The sequence below is a fragment of the Commensalibacter papalotli (ex Botero et al. 2024) genome, from assembly GCF_947179115.1.
Classification (GTDB): Bacteria; Pseudomonadota; Alphaproteobacteria; order Acetobacterales; family Acetobacteraceae; genus Commensalibacter; species Commensalibacter papalotli.
The window spans coordinates 15,223-30,465 of the sequence record NZ_CAMXCI010000007.1 but is presented as its reverse complement, the minus strand read 5'-3'; the positions used below and the strand labels follow the sequence as shown (position 1 = coordinate 30,465).

Here is a 15,243-nt window from a genome sequence, read left to right as displayed (position 1 = left end):
AAAAATAATGAAAACAATACATCTTACAATGTCTCAAGCTTTGGTCAAAGCAATGATGGCACAAAAAATCAAACTAGATGATGGCAACATTCAACCTTTCTTTGCGGGAATGTGGGCAATTTTCGGTCATGGAAATGTTGCAGGCCTTGGTGAAGCATTACACGAAGTGAAAGATCATTTTCCAACCTTCAGAGGGCAAAATGAACAAGGAATGGCACATACAGCCATCGCATTTGCCAAAGGTAAACGCAGAAGACAAATAATGGCTTGCACAGCGTCCATTGGACCAGGTTCGTTAAATATGATTACAGCGGCTGGGGTAGCGCATGCTAATCGTTTACCTATTCTATTATTACCCAGCGATGTTTTTGCGACACGCCTTCCAGATCCAGTATTACAACAACTTGAAGATTTTGGAGATGGTACTGTTTCCGTGAATGATAGTTTCAAACCTGTCTCAAGATATTTTGACCGTATTACACGACCAGAACAAATCGTGCCTGCATTTCAACGTGCAATGACTGTTTTAACTGATCCAGCAGAATGCGGACCTGTCACGCTTTCTTTATGCCAAGACGTACAAACAATGGCATGGGATTTTCCAGAAACATTCTTTGAAGAAAAAATTCATTATATTCGTCGCCTTCATCCTGATCCAATTGAGTTGGAAACCGCTAAAGATATTTTATTAAAAGCAAAAAAACCTTTAATCATCATTGGTGGTGGTGTTCCTTATTCTGGTGCGGAAAAACTTATTGAAGATTTCTGTCATAAACATGGTATTCCTGCTGGTGAAACCAATGCAGGCAAATCCGCAATTCCAGATCAATCTCCTTTAAACATGGGAGGAATAGGCGTATCAGGAACCGCTGCTGCGAATGCACTGGCAAATGAAGCGGATGTTATCCTTGCGATTGGCAGCAGATTGCAAGATTTTACAACGGGATCATGGGCCGTATTTAACAATAAGAATTTAAAAATTATTGGGCTTAATATTCAACCGTTTGATGGCACAAAACATAATTCTTATCCACTGATTGGGGATGCCAAAGCAATTTTGGAATTATTAAGTAAACAAATTAGCGATTATAAAGCTGACCAATCTTGGACCAAAAAAGCCAAAAAATTAAAAGCTGATTGGTATAAAACAGCGGATAAATATATGGCAATTCCTGCCCCAACAACCGAGAAATTACCAAGTGATGCCCAAGTCATCGGAGCCGTCATGCGCTCTATTCCTGATAACAGTATTGTTGTCTGCGCTGCAGGCGGTTTACCTGGGGAGTTACAAAAATTATGGCGTGCCAAACAAAGCGGGGGATATCACATGGAATATGGATTTTCTTGCATGGGATATGAAGTGGCTGGTGGTATTGGTGCAAAAATGGCAGAACCTGATCGCAACGTTGTTGTGATGGTGGGCGATGGTTCTTACCTGATGCTGAACTCTGAAATTGTTTCTTCTGTGATGCTTGGGGTTAAAATAACGATCGTTTTGCTTGATAATCTTGGTTACGGATGTATCAATCGTTTACAACAAGTTTGTGGTGGTAAACAATTCAATAACATGCTTGTCGATACCCATCATAAAGAATTACCCAATATTGATTTTGTCCAACATGCCAGAGGGTTAGGGGCAATCAGTGAAAAAGTTTCTTCGGTTCAAGAATTACAAGATTCATTGAAAAAATCAGAACAGAATGATCGCACCACAGTCATCGTCATTGATACCGAAGCCGTTAGCATTACCGAAGAATGCGGCTATTGGTGGGATGTTGCTGTGCCAGAAGTTTCAAAGCAAAAAACAGTCAATGAAGCTTATGATGCCTATCTAAATTATAAAAAATCCCAAAGACATTGGAACTAAAAGTTAAACAAGGAACAAATAAAATGACAATTCGTATTGGTGCGCACGCAATTTGCTGGTCTAATGATGATATGCCTGAACTGGGTGGGGATATTCCTTTGGATACTTGCCTTTCCGAAGCCAGCCAAATTGGTTTGGAAGGTATGGAAATGGGCAATAAATTTCCAAAAGAAGCCAATGCTTTGAAACAAACTTTGGGAAAATATAATCTAGATCTGACCAGTTGGTGGTTTTCAGGTGCTTTGTTATTACGTTCTGCTAAAGAGGAGTTTGTAGCGATGCGCTCTCATCTAGATTTATTAAAAGCTATGGGATGCGATGTTGTTGTTTACGCTGAAACTGCAAATACCATTCAAGGAAGACGTGACATTGGGTTGGCACATCGTCCTATTATGGAAAAAAATCAATGGCAAGGTTATTTTAATAAGTTAAATGAGCTTGCTAAGTTAACTTTGGATGATGGAGTAAAGCTTTCCTTTCATCATCATATGGGAACTATTATTCAATCCGAAGAAGACATAGATCGTTTAATGTTTTCTACTAGTAAAGAGGTTCACCTTTTGCTTGATACTGGTCATGCAACATGGGGTGGCGCTGATCCTATTCGTTTGGCTAATAATTATGCTGAACGTGTTGCGCATATCCATACAAAAGATGTCCGTGAAGATGTTCTGAAAAAAGCAACTGCTGAAAATTGGCCATTTTTGGATGGTGTTTTACAAGGTGTATTTACGGTTCCTGGTGATGGAAGCGTTGATTATGTTGAATTCTTCAAACCGTTTCAAAATTACTCTGGTTGGATTGTGATTGAAGCAGAGCAAGACCCTGTTAAAGCCAATCCATTTCAATATGTAACTAAGGGATATAACCATCTTACTACTTCACTAAATCAAGCTGGTATTAAGAAATAAAGGGGCTTCTTATGAGTAAATTATTGGTTAAACCACATGCGCCAGATGCCGAAGGTATTGTTACACGGATTACCCCTCAAAGTGCAGGGTGGCAATATATTGGTTTTGAAGTTGCCCATTTACAGCCAGGGCAAACTTTGACCAGAGATGGTAATGATAACGAAATTTGCTTGGTCATCATTACTGGGAAAGCTGATATTTCAACTGAAGAAAAACAATTTGGGGTGCTGGGCGAACGAATGTCTGTTTTTGATGGAAAACCTTCTGCGGTCTATGTGCCACCTCGTATGAAATGGACCGTTAAAGCAACAACAGATTTAGAGTTAGCTATTTGTCAAGCGCCAGCTAAAAAAGGGAGTGCCCCTTACGCCATTAGAGCTGAAGAAATCGAAACGCTTAAACGTGGAAGTGGAACAAATGTTCGTTATGTCAATAATATGCTAACGGATACTGATCCTTCTGAATCTTTATTGGTTGTAGAGGTGATTACCCCAGGAGGGAATTGGTCAAGTTATCCCCCTCATAAACATGATACCCCTATTGAAGGAAAGGAAACTTACCTCGAAGAAACCTATTATCATCGTAATAAACGTAAAGGTGGGTATGTTTTCCAACGTGTTTATACAGATGATAGATCATTAGATGAAACAATGTCTGTTTACGATGGAGAGACCGTAATGGTTCCAAAAGGGTATCACCCTGTTGGCGCACCTCATGGGTGTGATTCATATTATTTAAATGTGATGGCCGGCCCAACTAAAAAATGGAAATTTAGTCAAAGTCCTGACTTTTTAGATATTGCTTTTCAATAATAATTTTATAGGTGTATAAAAATGAAACAAAATAAATCGTTAGGTGTTGGCGTTATTGGCAGTGGTTTTATGGGAAAAGCGCACGCTTGGGCTTTTGGAAATGTGGCTCGCTTTTTTCCAGTTAAACAAACGCCAATTTTAAAACTACTAGCAGATATTCCCTTAGAAAAAGCACAAGCTGCGGCAAAGCAATTAGGATTTGAAGAAGCAACAGATGATTGGAGGTCGCTTATACATAATCCAGATATTGATATTGTTTCCATTACAACACCTAATAATTTGCATATGCCAATGGCTTTGGAAGCAATTGCTGCAAAGAAAATTGTATATTGTGAAAAGCCTTTGGCAACTAATTTAAATGATGCCATTAAAATGACCAAAGCGGCGGAAGAAGCTGGGATTATAACTTTGGTTGGATTTAATTACTTGCGCAATCCAATGATGGTTACCGCCAAAGAAATTATTCAAAGCGGTGAAATTGGTGAGATTACTGGATATCGTGGTATTCATTCAGAAGGATTCATGGCGGATGCTGCACCTTACACATGGCGCTGTGAAAAGGATCAATTTGGTGGTGCATTAGGAGATATTGGTTCCCATGCCCTAGCAACAGCACGGTTTTTATTAGGTGAAGTAAACTCAGTTTGTGGGAAATTAGATACTATTTATAACTCTAGACCCACATCAGATGGTGACTCTAAACCTGTTTATACTGACGATCAAGTAAATGCGTTAATTCGTTTTAACGATCATCAATTCACGGGGGTTGTAACCTCTTCATGGTTGGCCACTGGATGGGAAATGCACCATGGATTTGAAATTTGTGGTAGTAAAGGATCTTTGGTATTTGATCAAGCGCGCTTTAATGAATTACAAATTTATAAAGGCGATCAAAAAACAGGGCGCCGTGGTTTTACAACCATTATGGCTGGGCCAGAACATAAAGGATATGGCGAATTCTGTCCTGCAGGTGGACATCAAATTGGCTTTAACGATCTTAAAACCCTAGAAGTCCATAAGTTAATGGAGTGTATTAAGAAAAATATACAAACCGATTTTAATTTCAGAGATGCGTTGACTATTGTTCGAATTTCCGAGGCAATTTCCATTTCTTCACATGAAAATCGTTGGGTTAATCTAAACGAAATTGCTTCATAAAATAATATTTTAGATTTCTTTGGTAGAAAACAATCTCCTTGTTCGCCAAAGAAATTTAAACTTAATTATCGATTTTTTATTAAGATGATGAATTAAATAATATAGTTCTTTAATTCTCTGTTAAAATGACGAAGTTTTCTAAATTTTAATATTCGTTATTAGAAATTATCTTGAACTGTTCTTGCTAATTTAGCAAATATTCGCATTTGACGCAGACTTTTATCATTAACATTAATTATAAAATACTATTTAACACTTGAATTAATTGATTTATGATACAGTTACAGTTTGTAAATCAGAATTTTTTTATATTTTGATATAATTCAACTAATAATCAGTTTATATTTATAATTTCTGATAGATTGATAAATAGGTTATTTATGGAACAGACTTCTGAAGATAAAACAAATGATAATCTTAGTAGGCCATTACCGCATGATTTTTATACGTTGCATCAATTAATTATTGATCGGAAAAGTAAATTTTCAAAGCGTTTAGTTCAGATTGCAGATTTTTTATTATCAACACCATCTTATACGATTGCTTTTGGAAAAATTACTGAAATTGCGCAAGCTGCAGAAGTTCAGCCATCTGCTTTGGTTCGTTTTGCTAAAAATCTTGGTTATAGTGGTTTTTCAGAGTTACAATCTATTTATAGAGATCATGCCAGTCGATTTTGGCCAGATTATTCAGAACGAATTGACAATATAAATCATCAAGATCTAAGTAATGAAGTCGCTAATCAAAAAAAATTATTAAATAATTTTATTGAGTCATCTCATCAATCTTTGAATATTTTAGAACATAATATTAACTATAAACATCTAGATAAAATGGTTGATATGCTTGCAGATGCAGAAACAATTTGTTTAATTGGTACTGAACGTGTTTATTCAATTGTAATGTATATGACTTATATTTTTCGTCGAGCAGGTATTAAATGTGAATATGCTGACGATGCTGGTGGTCTGGCCAGAAATCAGATTGAATTGCTTGGGAAAAAAGATGCAATATTAACCATTAGTTATACACCTTATGCTTCTAAAACATTAGATTTAGTTTTTTTTGCAAAAGAGTTGGGCATTCCAATTGCTGCTATTACAGATTCCTCATTTTCTCCACTCGTGCATAAAGCAAATATTTGGCTTGAGATAACAGAGGCTAACTATTCAGGTTTTCGATCTTTAACAGCGACATTTGCAGTTGTGAGTATGTTAGCAATTGCAATTAATACAAAACGTAAAAAATAACTATTGGTTGTAAAATACTCATTTTGGTTTGTAGGAAATTTAGCTTATCGCGCATAATATGTCATAAATATTGATATAATTAATATTTTTTGCTTAAGAATGAATCATTCATAGGTGAATGATTATTCAACCATAAGCTGTTATTACACTTTGAAATGATATCGCTACTTTATTTTTTACTTTTGGGATCAAACAAAGCCGCTAATTCTTGCATCATGGTACCACCCAGTTGCTCGGCGTTGGTGATGGTGACGGCGTTTTGATAATAACGGGTAACGTCATGCCCAATTCCAATAGCAGTTAGTTCGATATCTGGTTGAGCCTCAATACGGGTAATCATACGACGTAAATGCATTTCCAAATATTCTGGGTTATTTGCTGATAATGTACTATCATCAACGGGTGCGCCATCGGAAATAATCATCAAGATTTTGCGCTTTTCTGGGCGTGCACGAAGGCGCTGCCAAGCCCAATGCAAAGATTCTCCATCAATATTTTCTTTGAGTAAACCCTCTTGTAACATAAGACCTAGATTTTTGCGTGCATGCCGCCAAGGCTGATCAGCAGATTTATAAATAATATGGCGTAAATCGTTTAAACGTCCAGGCTGTGCAGGTTTTGCGTTTTTCAGCCACTCTTCACGGCTGCGACCGCCTTTCCATGCACGAGTAGTAAACCCTAAAACTTCCACTTTAATAGCACAACGTTCCAAGGTTCTGGCTAAGATATCTCCACACATTGCAGCAATTGTAATAGGCTTACCGCGCATTGAACCAGAATTATCGATTAACAACGTTACAACTGTGTCTTTGAATTCTGTCTCTTGCTCATATTTGTAGCTGAGCGAATACATTGGGTTCGTAATAATGCGCGGTAATTTGCTGGCATCAAGCAACCCTTCTTCTTGATCAAAATTCCAGCGTCTTCTTTGTTGTGCCATTAACTTACGTTGCAGACGATTGGCAAGTTTTGCGATGATATTTTGCATTGTTTGAAGTTGCTGATCCAGTTGCTGCCTCAAATAGGTTAGCTCTTCTGCGTTGCAAACTTGATCTGCTGAAATAATCTCGTCAAATTGTTTGGTATAGATGTGATAATTATCATCTTCAACTTCACTGAGTGGTGGGAGCTCTCCTTCTTTGGGGCCAGCAGGAGTATCCTGCGTTTCAAAGCCTTCTCCTTCTTCTGAATCAGACTGCTCATCACTATTGATGCCTTGAGCCAGTTGTGGTGCTTGCTCTTCGGGCTGATCTTGTTCTTGTGGTTCAGGTTGCCCCTCTGTAGAAGGGTCTTCGGCAGTATCAGAATTGTCAGAATCTTCATTTTCTTGATCACTGGAGGAATCTTGTTCTTTTTCCTCTAGATCTTCCATAAGCTGATATGCGGTTAAGAGTTGTTGAGATGCCGCAGCATAGTCTTTTTGATTATCAATATGCTGTAACATTTTCTCAAGTGCATCTTCACCGCTTTTAGTTAAGCGGTTACGCCATAATTGCACAATACGCCTTGATGTTTTGGAAACAGGTTCACCCGTTAGTTTTTCTCTGGCTAGTAATGCCAATGCAGTTTGAGGAGAAAGCTGTTCGGCTTTGTCCATCTGCGCATGTCCTTCGGCATGGCTATTATACTCTACAACAGAGCGTAGGTTTGCTGCTACCCCTTGCATATAACGGCTGCCCAAGGCTTCAACGCGGACTTGCTCCAATGCATCAAAGGTTACTTTGGCATCAGAGATGGTGGGTTGTGTTGCTTCATGCAATTTGGGATTATGAAATTTTAACCGTAAAGCAACTGCATCAGCCGCCCCCCTAAGTTGATTCATCATAATAGGATCACGAATTTCAGGGGGGGATGGTAAATGTACATTATTGGGGTTAATGATATTTTGCGGATTTTGATTACGCAAAGAAGATGCCGAATAAAAGTGAACATTGGTATCAGGCTTGCCGCTTAGAGCGTGAATAACCCCAATAGTAGCTTGTTTGAAACGTTCGGGATTATAGGTGTTCCTATCAGGTTTTTCGGGAGGAATTTGAGTTTCAGATTTGGGTGTTTTGGACTCTTCTGACATAGGTTCCTCCTGGTTATAAACTTAAGTAAAATCAGCATTAAGGGGATTGATATTAAAGCAGCGTTGATAATATTCCCCAACAGTTGAACGCTCTGCCTCATCACATTTATTCAGGAAAGTCAGGCGGAAAGCTATTGCAAGATCTTTGAAAATCTCGAAATTTTCGGCCCAGGTTATGACGGTTCGTGGAGACATCACCGTAGAGATCTCACCTGTTGCAAAGCCTGTGCGGGTTAAGTTTGCCAATGCTACCATTGAATTGATCATTTGTGTTGCTTCTTGATCTTCTTTGGTTACACGCATTTTAGACATGATGATATTGACTTCTTGCTCATGCGGCAGATAGTTTAAGGTCGCGACAATGCTCCAACGATCCATTTGCCCTTGGTTAATTTGTTGAGTTCCATGATAAAGCCCTGTTGTATCCCCTAATCCAATTGTATTTGCAGTGGCAAATAAACGGAAAAAAGGATTAGGACGAATAACTCTATTTTGATCTAGCAGCGTTAATTTACCTTCGGCTTCAAGAACACGTTGTATTACAAACATAACATCGGGGCGGCCTGCGTCATATTCATCAAAGATCAAGGCACAAGGATTTTCTAGAGCCCAAGGAAGTAAACCCTCTTGGAATTGAGTGATTTGTTTGCCATCTTTCAGCACAATAGCGTCTTTACCAATCAGATCAATACGAGAAATATGGCTATCTAGGTTAATGCGCACGCAAGGCCAGTTTAAGCGGGCAGCAATTTGTTCGATATGAGAAGATTTTCCTGTGCCATGAAAGCCTTGTACCATAACCCGTCGATTGTAACAAAACCCAGCCAAGATGGCTTGGGTAATTTCTTTATCAAAACAATAGCTGGGGTCTAAATCAGGAACCAAAGATGTTTTAACTGAAAATCCAGGGACTTGCATATCAAGGTCGATATTGAATGTTTTTCTGGCGTTAAATTCAACATCGGGTTCAGAAAGAACAGAAGTAGGTGGAAGGTCTGCATTTGTAACTTGTATTGGATGTACAGGCTTTTCAGTCATTCTTTAAAAGTCCTTTGGTTATTTTAAGTCTTTTGTGTGAGTCATTAAGGATAAACTAGATCATATTTTGACAGGATTCACCAGATGAGAGCGTAATTGTGAATATGCGGCATTGATATTTTTAAATTGTTCGGTCAAACTTATATCTCTGTGATTTGTGTCAGGGTGATATTGGCGTGCCAGTAATGTATATTGTTTCTTTAGTTCTTGCAAAGAGAGAGGCCAAGTTAATCCTAATGTTTGAAGGGAATCTATCAGCTCTTTAGGCGCTTGTGGTTTATTTTGCTGTGATTGTTTTTGTTTAAACTCTGGATGGTCTTTAAATATTCCCAAAGAATCTCTGAAATATTGTTCTTTTAAAAAGTCTGTTTTTCCTAGTTGCCCAAGTTTCCAAGAAGGTTTGTCCCATACGGTGGAGGCTTTAAGATGCTGTTCGATTTGGGCAGGGGTCATACCCCTACAATAGTTCCAATTTTTATTATATTCGCGAATATGTTCTAAACAGAACCAATAATATTCATTTAATTTTTGACGTGATTTCGGGGCTTTATATCCTGCAAGTTGGTCACAACTGGGCATGTCACAACATTTATGATCTGGACAATCTGGATCAGGGTCAAAGGCACGAAAACGTTTTTTTTGAGCGTTCATTCTAGATAAAAATATGATAATAAAGTGGGTTTAGAATATAAAGCTATCTTATCATGTTAATTTATAAAAATAATATTAGGAAAATCAGAATTATAAATAACGATAACTATATGTATGCTTCAATATACAAAATTCTAGGTTATTACAATTTATTTAATGGTGAATTAAAATAGGTTTTTAATAAATCTATGAACAATCTGTTTGTTTTGAGCATTCAAGCAGTTGGGATATCTGTTCATGTTATACAGTGATTTATTATAAAGTGGTTGAATGTATTTATAATAATTTAATATACACTTATAAAATTTATTTTTCTTATATTTGATTGCAGTTATGATCGTGCTAAATATTATTTTATTGCATTATATGTGAATTAAATAAAAGGAAAAAACATGAAGTGGATGCGAAGAAGCGTATTGCTTTTGTTGCCAATGTTATTGGCCGCGTGTCAAAATGGGCAAGAGTTGCGTCCAACATGTGAATTAACAGCAATTACTCAAGTCGAATCTTATTTAAACAATCCTAAAGGGTTTGAGGGGCAGTTTACACAAACTTGGCCTGATGGTGGAAAATCCACAGGACGCATTGTGTATGAGCCAGGGAAGTTGCGTTTAAATTATGAATATCCTGCGCCAATGATTGTAGTGGCTAAGGATAAACGCATGGTTGCCAAAGATTTTAGTAACCAATCAGTAACCCATATAGGTTTGTCTCGTAATCCATTAGGGCTGATGTTAAAAACTCCTGTACATTTATCTAAACCTATTCTAGTAACCAATGTTCAACATAAAAATGGCCTTTTACAAATTTCATTGGCCAGCTCGGATAATCCTTCGCAAGGGCTATTAACATTGTTGTTTATTGATCAAAATGGTCAATTGACATTAAGGCAAATGCAAGCCGTTGATGTGCGTCAGCGACGCAGTATTATGGATCTTGAGAATATCCAAGAAGGGATTCAGGTTCCAGCATCTTACTTCGCTTACCCTGATGGACAAGGATAATGACGTAAAACAATATAATATTTTGTGCTTTTCTCTTGAGAAGAGCGCAAGAAGGTTGTTTTAGGGATAGCTCTGATTACGAGTATTAATAGCTTATAGGGTTCTTTTTGATATTAGTGACAATAGTCATAACATTTAATAAGTGACATCATTAAAATTCATTTTGCCATGATAGGCATCGCAGCCCATATCATATTTTTGTAAGCATGATTTCTTAAAATATTCCATGGCTTTTTTTTCGTTTTTGAGAACGCGCCTGCCTGTCATATATTGCGCACCAACAGTAAATTGAGCTTCTGCGTTACCCTGATTGGCAGAAATTAAGCAGTATTTATCTGATTTTTTATTGTCTTTATTTAATCCTTTTTCTTTATAACGTTTAATTTCTTCTTCTGGTGTATCTTGGGATATAAAATATAAATTACACAGTCCAAAAGAACTATAAGCATTTCCTAAAGCCATACCTTTTTTGTACCAATAAATTGCCTTATCATAATCATACTTCTCATATATTCTTCCTAACTCAAGCATAGCCGTTGCATTATTTAATTTAGCTGCTTTTTCATACCAAAATATTGTCTTTTCTATTACGTTACTGGTCATATAATATACATAACCTAAGCGCATTTGATCCTCAACATCTCCTTTAAAAGCAATCTTTTTTAACCAATAAATCCCTTTATCATATTCAGAGCAAGGAAGTTGTGTGTATAGCATGCCAAGGCTTTTTTGTGCTTTGGTGTAACCTTGTCGTGCTGCTTTGGTATAGTATTTTATTGTTTGTCTACGATTATAGGGAAAACATCCTTCATTAACAGGCATTCTAGTAATTGAATCATAATAATCTCCAAGTGCATTTTCAGCTTTTGCATCGCCTCGCTTTGCCTGTTTTTTTAGTTGTGATATATTGATTTTACTCTCTTTTGATAAAGCAATATTATTATTGTTCCATATGAAAATAGTTAATAAAATCAAAAGCGAATAAAATTGTTTGTTCATTTTGTTTGCTGTTTATTAGAAAATATTATTTTCTTGTAAAGAATGTGGAAAAATATGGCTCCACTGTTCAAGTAAAACCTGATCAACCTCATCCATAGAGTAATGCACCCCGAGCTTTTTCATGCTTGTTACTCCATAATCAGCTAATCCACAGGGAATAATACCAGAATAATCTTCTAAATTAGGAGAAACATTCAATGCAATTCCATGCCAGCTGATCCACTTAGTTAGCTTTATTCCCAATGCAGCAATTTTTTCTTCTTTTTGAGTAGCAGGATCAATGACCCATAAACCAATTCGATCCGACCTTTTCTCTGCATGAATATTAAATTGTTTTAAAGTTAAAATAATCCAATCTTCAATGGCATTTACAAAGGCATGAATATCCCTTGGGGGGAAGGCTTGATGATCTTGGCGTAAATCCATCATAATATAAATAATACGCTGGCCAGGCCCATGGTATGTCCATTGCCCACCGCGATTTGTATAAAATGTTGGATAGTTTTGAGTATTAATTAAATCTTGTTCTTTAGCCGAAGTCCCCGCGGTATATAATGGTGGATGCTCTAAAAACCATAAGCATTCTGGCTTTTTTTGATCATAGATACCTTGAACATAATTTTGCATATATTCTGAGGCGTTAAGGTAAGAGATAATTTTTTTGCTTTTTTGTAAAATTATAGGTGGAAAGGGCATTGCATGAAATCTTTTGATCGGTTATAGAGAAAACACATGAGATGATACCATTATATTAAATGGTTTGTCATGTGCGGTCGTGGCGGAATGGTATACGCGCAAGCTTGAGGTGCTTGTGGGGGCAACCCCGTGGAAGTTCGAGTCTTCTCGACCGCACCATATTTTTATTTCTCAAAAAAGATTGATTTTCCTTTTCTTTTATCTGTTTTAAGATGTCTATATTAGTTTTATAGTAAAAGACTTGAATTTTAAATATCGATAGAGGAATAAAATGGATCAAAAGTTTAAACAGGAAGCCTTGGATTATCATCAATATCCAAAGCCAGGTAAGTTAACTATTACGCCAACTAAAAGAATGGCAACACAACGTGATTTGTCTTTGGCTTATTCTCCTGGTGTAGCAGCTCCATGTTTAGAGATCCAAAGAGATCCTTCATTAGCCAGCAAATATACAGCCAGAGGGAATTTGGTTGCTGTTATTTCTAATGGTACAGCTGTTCTGGGTTTAGGAAATATTGGGCCTTTGGCGGGGAAACCTGTAATGGAAGGCAAAGCTGTTTTATTTAAGAAATTTGCTGGTATCGATGTTTTTGATATTGAGGTTGATGCAACAGATCCTGATCATTTTTGTAATGTGGTTGCAGCATTAGAGCCGACATTTGGTGGGATTAATCTTGAAGATATTAAAGCACCAGAATGTTTTGAAATAGAAAAAAATCTACAGTCACGTATGAACATTCCAGTTTTTCATGATGATCAACATGGGACTGCGATTGTTGTAACGGCGGCTTTGGTCAATGCACTGCGTATTCAAAACAAAAAGCTAGAAGATGTAAAATTGGTTACTTCTGGTGCTGGTGCTGCAGCGATGGCTTGTGTTGATTTAATGGTTGGCATGGGTGTCAAAGTCGAAAATGTGACTTTGACAGACATTGATGGCGTAGTTTGGAAAGGTCGTGATCCAAATATGCCAGAAAATATGGCACGTTATGCCAAAGAGACCAATGCACGTAAATTACAAGAAGTGATGAAAGACGCTGATATTTTTCTTGGTCTTTCTGCTGCTGGGGTTTTAAAAGCTGAATATGTTGAACATATGGCAGAAAAACCAATCATCCTAGCATTAGCAAATCCAGAGCCAGAAATTACACCTGACGAGGTTAAAAAAGTAAGATCAGATGCTATTATTGCAACAGGACGTTCAGATTATCCTAATCAGGTAAATAACGTTTTATGTTTTCCATTTATTTTCCGTGGTGCTCTGGATGTTGGAGCAAAAGAAATTAATCTGGAAATGCAGCATGCTGCAGTTTATGCTTTGGCAAAATTAGCAACTTTAGAAGCTAATGAAGCGGTTATTGCTGCGTATGGTGGTGCGGCTCCTTCTTTTGGTTCTGAATATATATTACCAAAACCTTTTGATCCAAGGTTGATTTTGGAAATTGCACCAGCCGTAGCAAAAGCAGCAATGGATAGTGGTGTCGCAACGCAACCTATTGAAGATTTTCAAGCTTATAAAGATCATTTGCAAGAATTTGTATTTCGTAGCAGTCAGGTGATGCAACCTGTTTTCGAAGCCGTAAGAAGACAACCTGAGTTAAAAAAGATTGTTTTTTCAGAGGGTGAAAATGATCGTGTATTACGTGCAATACAGACGCTGGTTAATGATAATCTGGCTAAACCTTATGTTATTGGAAATAAAGAGCGGATCCAAGCTAAAATCAAAAGTTTAGGTCTTAGTTTGAAAGTGGATGAGCATGTCGGCGTTTTTGAGCCTAATCGTGATGATCCATTATTAAAATCTTTAGAAGAACCTTATAAAAATTTAGTACAAAGGCAAGGAATTCCACCTTCTTTAGCCTATGAGCAATTATATCGCAGAAAGTCAGTTATGGCTGCGATGTTGTTAAGAGAGGGGCATGTTGATGTTTCTTTGATTGGTGGGTATGGTGAGTGGTATCGACATTATAAATATCTAAAAAAAATCATTCCTAAACGTCCAGATGTAAAGAAATTTTATACAATTTCTGCATTGATTCAATCTAATGTTGTTTTGTTTGTGGGGGATGCATATTTACATTTGCACCCATCTGCGTCTGATATTGCCGAGTTAACTTTATTAGCTGCTGAAGCTGTATCAAAGTTTGGTTTGCCACCAAGGGCTGCATTGCTTTCTTATTCTTCATTTGGCACCGCGCGCTCTGGCTCTGTTGAGAAAATGCGTGAAGCATTAGCGATCATTAAAGAAAAGAATCCGAGTTTAGAAATTGATGGAGAAATGCAAGGGGATGCTGCGTTAAGTCCTATTGTTCGTGGCCGTTTGGTTGATGATTCTCCATTAACAGGAAATGCGAATTTGTTAATTATGCCATGTCTGGATTCTGCAAGTATCGGTCTTTCGTTGAGCCGTGTTGTAGGGGATGCGTTGCAAATTGGTCCAATTACGCTTGGTGCCACAAAGCCATTACATATTTTGACAGAAAGCACAACAGCACGTGGTATCGTTAATTTAGCCATGATTGCTATTAAGCAATCGTTATAATTAATTTTAACCTTTATTTTGTTGATAGCGAAATAAAGGTTATGAATATTATAAGTTGGTTTGTCATTTTAACTTGGTTTATAGAGAAAATAATAGTGCTTTTAAACAAAAATAGTTGTATATTTCACTCATTATTATCTTTGTAAAGCTTATAAAATACTTCAATAAACATGCTTATGACATAATTATAGGGTTTTAGTTTAAACGATAAAAGTAAATTCCTTTAAAATATCTATGGCTTCTG

12 protein-coding genes and 1 tRNA gene are annotated in these 15,243 nt (G+C 37.1%); 8 read left to right on the top strand and 5 right to left on the bottom strand.

All coding sequences use genetic code 11. The features are described from left to right. The first annotated feature begins 7 nt into the window (after positions 1 to 7). The 5 genes from iolD to QMN76_RS10155 all read left to right on the top strand — a co-directional run bounded on the left by iolD (position 8) and on the right by QMN76_RS10155 (position 5,998). Positions 8 to 1,867 (top strand): 3D-(3,5/4)-trihydroxycyclohexane-1,2-dione acylhydrolase (decyclizing), encoded by a 1,860-nt coding sequence (gene iolD, locus QMN76_RS10175; RefSeq protein WP_282024651.1) that lies wholly within the window; start codon positions 8 to 10, stop codon positions 1,865 to 1,867. Positions 1,868 to 1,890: 23 nt separating this feature from the next. Continuing rightward, positions 1,891 to 2,778 (top strand): myo-inosose-2 dehydratase, encoded by an 888-nt coding sequence (gene iolE, locus QMN76_RS10170; RefSeq protein WP_282024650.1) that lies wholly within the window; start codon positions 1,891 to 1,893, stop codon positions 2,776 to 2,778. A gap of 11 nt (positions 2,779 to 2,789) precedes the next feature. Then, complete coding sequence (gene iolB / locus QMN76_RS10165) at positions 2,790 to 3,590, top strand: 5-deoxy-glucuronate isomerase (protein WP_282024649.1); 801 nt, start codon at positions 2,790 to 2,792, stop codon at positions 3,588 to 3,590. A gap of 21 nt (positions 3,591 to 3,611) precedes the next feature. After that, positions 3,612 to 4,748, top strand: a complete 1,137-nt coding sequence (locus QMN76_RS10160) for a Gfo/Idh/MocA family protein (RefSeq protein ID WP_282024648.1) — start codon at positions 3,612 to 3,614, stop codon at positions 4,746 to 4,748. A gap of 380 nt (positions 4,749 to 5,128) precedes the next feature. Continuing rightward, entirely contained in the window at positions 5,129 to 5,998 is an 870-nt protein-coding gene (locus tag QMN76_RS10155; RefSeq protein ID WP_282024647.1) for a MurR/RpiR family transcriptional regulator, read from the top strand. Positions 5,999 to 6,167: 169 nt separating this feature from the next. On the opposite strand, the gene QMN76_RS10150 is transcribed toward QMN76_RS10155, so the two are convergent. From QMN76_RS10150 to QMN76_RS10140, 3 genes are read right to left on the bottom strand one after another with little or no spacing between them, the layout of a single operon-like run. Then, positions 6,168 to 8,069 carry a cobaltochelatase CobT-related protein gene (locus tag QMN76_RS10150; RefSeq protein WP_282024645.1) on the bottom strand — a complete coding sequence of 634 codons (1,902 nt, stop codon included), beginning with the start codon at positions 8,067 to 8,069 and terminating at the stop codon, positions 6,168 to 6,170. A gap of 21 nt (positions 8,070 to 8,090) precedes the next feature. Next, positions 8,091 to 9,107, bottom strand: coding sequence for an AAA family ATPase (locus tag QMN76_RS10145; protein ID WP_282024644.1), 1,017 nt, complete (start codon positions 9,105 to 9,107; stop codon positions 8,091 to 8,093). 60 nt (positions 9,108 to 9,167) lie between these two features. Further along, positions 9,168 to 9,758, bottom strand: coding sequence for a J domain-containing protein (locus QMN76_RS10140; protein WP_282024642.1), 591 nt, complete (start codon positions 9,756 to 9,758; stop codon positions 9,168 to 9,170). 392 nt (positions 9,759 to 10,150) lie between these two features. Here QMN76_RS10140 and QMN76_RS10135 point away from each other — a divergent pair, with 392 nt between their 5' ends. Next, positions 10,151 to 10,762, top strand: coding sequence for a LolA family protein (locus QMN76_RS10135; RefSeq protein ID WP_282024640.1), 612 nt, complete (start codon positions 10,151 to 10,153; stop codon positions 10,760 to 10,762). A gap of 135 nt (positions 10,763 to 10,897) precedes the next feature. On the opposite strand, the gene QMN76_RS10130 is transcribed toward QMN76_RS10135, so the two are convergent. After that, a complete protein-coding gene (locus QMN76_RS10130; protein WP_282024638.1) occupies positions 10,898 to 11,761 on the bottom strand; it encodes a tetratricopeptide repeat protein in 864 nt (287 codons plus the stop codon). Positions 11,762 to 11,776: 15 nt separating this feature from the next. Further along, complete coding sequence (gene lipB, locus QMN76_RS10125) at positions 11,777 to 12,457, bottom strand: lipoyl(octanoyl) transferase LipB (RefSeq protein WP_282024637.1); 681 nt, start codon at positions 12,455 to 12,457, stop codon at positions 11,777 to 11,779. Positions 12,458 to 12,530: 73 nt separating this feature from the next. Between lipB and QMN76_RS10120 the strand changes: the two genes are divergently transcribed. Next, positions 12,531 to 12,616, top strand: a tRNA-Leu gene (locus QMN76_RS10120). Between the two features lie 112 nt (positions 12,617 to 12,728). Further along, positions 12,729 to 14,999 (top strand): NADP-dependent malic enzyme, encoded by a 2,271-nt coding sequence (locus tag QMN76_RS10115; RefSeq protein WP_034340797.1) that lies wholly within the window; start codon positions 12,729 to 12,731, stop codon positions 14,997 to 14,999. The last annotated feature ends 244 nt before the right edge of the window (positions 15,000 to 15,243 follow it).

Excerpts from the sequence above, each read along its gene's own strand:
- iolD (WP_282024651.1), top strand. The coding sequence starts at position 8 with ATGAAAACAATACATCTTACAATGTCTCAAGCTTTGGTCAAAGCAATG.
- iolE (WP_282024650.1), top strand. The coding sequence starts at position 1,891 with ATGACAATTCGTATTGGTGCGCACGCAATTTGCTGGTCTAATGATGAT.
- iolB (WP_282024649.1), top strand. The coding sequence starts at position 2,790 with ATGAGTAAATTATTGGTTAAACCACATGCGCCAGATGCCGAAGGTATT.
- QMN76_RS10160 (WP_282024648.1), top strand. The coding sequence starts at position 3,612 with ATGAAACAAAATAAATCGTTAGGTGTTGGCGTTATTGGCAGTGGTTTT.
- QMN76_RS10155 (WP_282024647.1), top strand. The coding sequence starts at position 5,129 with ATGGAACAGACTTCTGAAGATAAAACAAATGATAATCTTAGTAGGCCA.
- QMN76_RS10150 (WP_282024645.1), bottom strand. The coding sequence starts at position 8,069 with ATGTCAGAAGAGTCCAAAACACCCAAATCTGAAACTCAAATTCCTCCC.
- QMN76_RS10145 (WP_282024644.1), bottom strand. The coding sequence starts at position 9,107 with ATGACTGAAAAGCCTGTACATCCAATACAAGTTACAAATGCAGACCTT.
- QMN76_RS10140 (WP_282024642.1), bottom strand. The coding sequence starts at position 9,758 with ATGAACGCTCAAAAAAAACGTTTTCGTGCCTTTGACCCTGATCCAGAT.
- QMN76_RS10135 (WP_282024640.1), top strand. The coding sequence starts at position 10,151 with ATGAAGTGGATGCGAAGAAGCGTATTGCTTTTGTTGCCAATGTTATTG.
- QMN76_RS10130 (WP_282024638.1), bottom strand. The coding sequence starts at position 11,761 with ATGAACAAACAATTTTATTCGCTTTTGATTTTATTAACTATTTTCATA.
- lipB (WP_282024637.1), bottom strand. The coding sequence starts at position 12,457 with ATGCCCTTTCCACCTATAATTTTACAAAAAAGCAAAAAAATTATCTCT.
- QMN76_RS10115 (WP_034340797.1), top strand. The coding sequence starts at position 12,729 with ATGGATCAAAAGTTTAAACAGGAAGCCTTGGATTATCATCAATATCCA.